The following is a 2925-nucleotide window of genomic DNA, read 5'->3' as shown; positions in this document are numbered from 1 at the left end:
AGTCCGGCGCCCCGCGGAAGGCCGGGTGCACGCCGAGCGGGAGCCCGGAGCCCGTCGCGACCCGCTGGAGCAGGTCGGTGAGGGTGCGGCGCTCGGCGGCGGTCAGTGTGGCGAGCAGGTCGTCGTGCTCGAAGGCCTCGAACACGTGGTCCGCCCTGGTCAGCAGCTCGCGACCGGCCGGGAGCAGATGCACCGTGTAGGCCCGGCGGTCGGTGGGGTGGCGCCGCCGCTCGGCGAGGCCCTCGGCCTCCAGCTCGTCGACCAGCCCGACCATGACGTTGCGGTGGATCCGCAGCTGCTCGGCGATCTGCTGCTGGGTGAGCCCGTCGGTGTCGGTGAGCAGGGCGAGCATGTCGAAGTGGCGCGGGGCGATCCCCAGCGGCGCCAGGTCCTCGGTGAACCGGACCTTCACGTGCGCCCCGAGCTGCGCCAGCAGGAAGGCCGGGTGCGCGGCCAGGCGGACACGACCGTCGTCCGGAGTCACGTCCGAGACCGTACCGTACAGTGATTGCTCTGTTGCATGATAATCACTTGAGGTGCATACTTCCGCCACGACGAGGCGAGGGAGCCCGTGATGGCGAGGATCGACGTCCAGGGCGCGCTGGCGCTGGTGACCGGTGCAGGCGGCGGGATCGGCCGTGAGACCGCCCTGGCACTGGCCCGCCGCGGGGCTCGCGTCCTGTGCACCGGCCGCACCGCCGAGACCGTCGAGCGGACCGCGGAGCTGTGCCGCAGCGTCGGCGCGGAGGCGGAGAGCCACGTCCTCGACGTCACCGATCGCGCCGCGATGGAGGCCCTCGCCGCGCGGGCCCCGGTCGACATCCTGGTCAACAACGCCGGCGTGGGAATGAGCGGGCACCTCGCCGAGACGACCGCCGCGGACTGGACCTGGATCCGGGGCGTCAACCTCGACGGCGTCGTCCACGGCTGCGCGGTGTTCGCCCCGGGCATGCTCGCCCGCGGCCGCGGGCACATCGTCATCCTGTCGTCGGGGCTCGCCTACCTCTACCCGGGGACCGAGCCCGCCTACGTCGCGACCAAGGCGGCGGTGCTGGCCCTGTCCCGGAGCCTGCGCGCGGACCTCGCGCCCCGCGGCGTCGGGGTGACCGCGATCTGCCCCGGGATCACCGACACCGCCATCGTCGACACGACCCGCTACCTCGGCAGTCGGGCCGAGGAGACCGTGCGGGCGCGTTCGAGGGCCCGGTTCGACCGCGGTCACCCACCGGCCGAGGTCGCGACGGCGATCGTCCGGGCCGTCGAGCGCAACCGGGCGGTCGTCCCGGTCGGGATCGAGGCGCGGGTCGGCTGGTGGCTCCACCGCTACCTTCCGCTGCGCGCCCAGCAGGTGATCAGCAGCCTCCCGCTGACCTAGGCGCCTCGTCGCAGGCGCCCGCCCCGGCGTCGACGGGGCCACCCTCACCCATCCGCCGCAGGATCTCGGTGAGCCGGGTGCGCTCCTCGTCGGTGAGCGCCGCGAACAGCTCGTCCTCGGCGGCGTACTGCGCGGCGACCGCCGCGGCGAGCAACGCGTCCCCGGCCTCGGTGAGGGCGACGGTGTGCCTGCGCCGGTCCACCGCGGACCGCGTCCGGGTCACCAGTCCGCGCTGTTCGAGCGGGTTGAGCAGCGCGACGACGAGGCTGGGGTCGAGACCCAGGTCCTCGACCAGCGTGCTCTGGCCGACCTCCCCGCCCTCCTGCAGCATGCCGAGCAGCTGGAACTGGCGGGGCGTGAGGTCCTGCCGGTCGTGCGCGGCGCGCAGGTGGCGCATCGCCCGGTTCCCGAGCAGGGCCAACAGCAGACCGGGGCTCTCGCGGCGGTCGCAGACGCCCGGCGTCGACCGACGCCCCTCGTCCCCTGCCACCGCCGCCATGGCAGGCAGTGTAGGTCAGGGGAGACCGTTGACGGTTCTCAACGATTGAGTACTGTCCACCACGAAGATCCTCACGACTCCTGGAGCTCCCATGGCCTCACTCGACCTCACCGGCGACATCGCCCTCGCCGTCGACACCGCCGCCGAGCGCGGCCACGCCCTCGTCGTCGGCTACGTCGACGACGCCGGCTACCCCGTGACCAGCTTCCGCGGCAGCACCCACGTCCACAGCCCCACCCAGCTCGCGCTGTGGGCGCGCAAGCAGTCGGACGGACTGGCCAAGGCGATCGTGGCGAACCCGCAGGTCACGCTGCTGTACTTCGACCGCGAGGGACCCGGCCCGTTCTTCCTGTCCGTCCGCGGCAAGGCGCGCGTGGCCCCGGAGGCGGACGACGCCGTGTACGCGGGCATGATCCAGGGCGAGCGCGACCTGGACCCCGAGCGCGCAGGTGTCGCCGTGCTCATCGACGTCGAGTCCGTCTTCGGGGCGGGCGCCTCCGGCCCGATCCAGCAGACCGCCGAGGAGGGGGAGGCGTGATGGCCGCGGCCGCGATCCCCGCGACGCACGCCGACCTCGCCGCCGCCCGCGGCGTCGGCGTGCTCTCCACCGTCGACGCCGCGGGCATGCCCCAGGCGACCGCGATCTGGTTCCTCCACGAGGACGGCGTGGTCCGGACCTCGCTGCTCGAGACCCGGCAGAAGGTCCGCAACCTGCGCAAGCAGCCCAAGGCCAGCCTGCTGATCGTGGACCCGGCCAACCCCTACCGGACCCTCGAGCTGCGCGGCGAGGTGACCTTCGACGAGGACCCCGACCGCACCTTCTTCCGGCACATCGTCACCTCCTACGGCGGCGACCCCGACACCTTCCCGGACGACGACACGCCGCGGGTCACGCTGAACCTGACCCCCAGCCGCGTCGTCACCTTCGGGGCGCCCCCGGAGAGCTGAGCTCCGGCCCACCCTTGAGCTGCGCCGCGGATCCTCATGGTCGAGGCGCTCCTCGGCCCGGCCGACCACCACCTCCGGACGCTGGGCGCCGCCCGCCGGGGGT

5 protein-coding genes are annotated in these 2925 nt (G+C 73.6%); 3 read left to right on the top strand and 2 right to left on the bottom strand.

The genetic code is table 11. The features are described 5' to 3' along the window. Nucleotides 1-484: MarR family winged helix-turn-helix transcriptional regulator (locus tag H5J29_RS27480; protein ID WP_220188008.1), on the bottom strand; the 484-nt coding region annotated here is incomplete at its 3' end. Nucleotides 485-574: 90 nt separating this feature from the next. Between H5J29_RS27480 and H5J29_RS27475 the strand changes: the two genes are divergently transcribed. After that, a complete protein-coding gene (locus H5J29_RS27475) occupies nt 575-1375 on the top strand; it encodes an SDR family NAD(P)-dependent oxidoreductase (protein ID WP_181783899.1) in 801 nt (266 codons plus the stop codon). Here the strand turns inward: H5J29_RS27475 and H5J29_RS27470 are convergent. Further along, nucleotides 1353-1874: a MarR family winged helix-turn-helix transcriptional regulator gene (locus H5J29_RS27470; RefSeq protein ID WP_181783898.1), complete on the bottom strand. Its 522-nt coding sequence runs from the start codon at nt 1872-1874 to the stop codon at nt 1353-1355. The genes H5J29_RS27475 and H5J29_RS27470 overlap by 23 nt on opposite strands. A 91-nt stretch (nt 1875-1965) precedes the next feature. Here H5J29_RS27470 and H5J29_RS27465 point away from each other — a divergent pair, with 91 nt between their 5' ends. Both H5J29_RS27465 and H5J29_RS27460 read left to right on the top strand, forming a co-directional pair. Beyond that, nucleotides 1966-2412 (top strand): hypothetical protein, encoded by a 447-nt coding sequence (locus H5J29_RS27465; protein ID WP_181783897.1) that lies wholly within the window; start codon nt 1966-1968, stop codon nt 2410-2412. Next, nucleotides 2412-2822 (top strand): PPOX class F420-dependent oxidoreductase, encoded by a 411-nt coding sequence (locus H5J29_RS27460; RefSeq protein WP_181783896.1) that lies wholly within the window; start codon nt 2412-2414, stop codon nt 2820-2822. The genes H5J29_RS27465 and H5J29_RS27460 overlap by 1 nt, the downstream gene beginning before the upstream one ends. The last annotated feature ends 103 nt before the right edge of the window (nt 2823-2925 follow it).

Origin of the sequence: Pseudonocardia pini (genome assembly GCF_013870575.1) — a bacterium.
Classification (GTDB): Bacteria; Actinomycetota; Actinomycetes; order Mycobacteriales; family Pseudonocardiaceae; genus Pseudonocardia; species Pseudonocardia pini.
The sequence above is the reverse complement of the archived record's forward strand: the minus strand, read 5'-3'. Positions and strand labels throughout refer to the sequence as shown.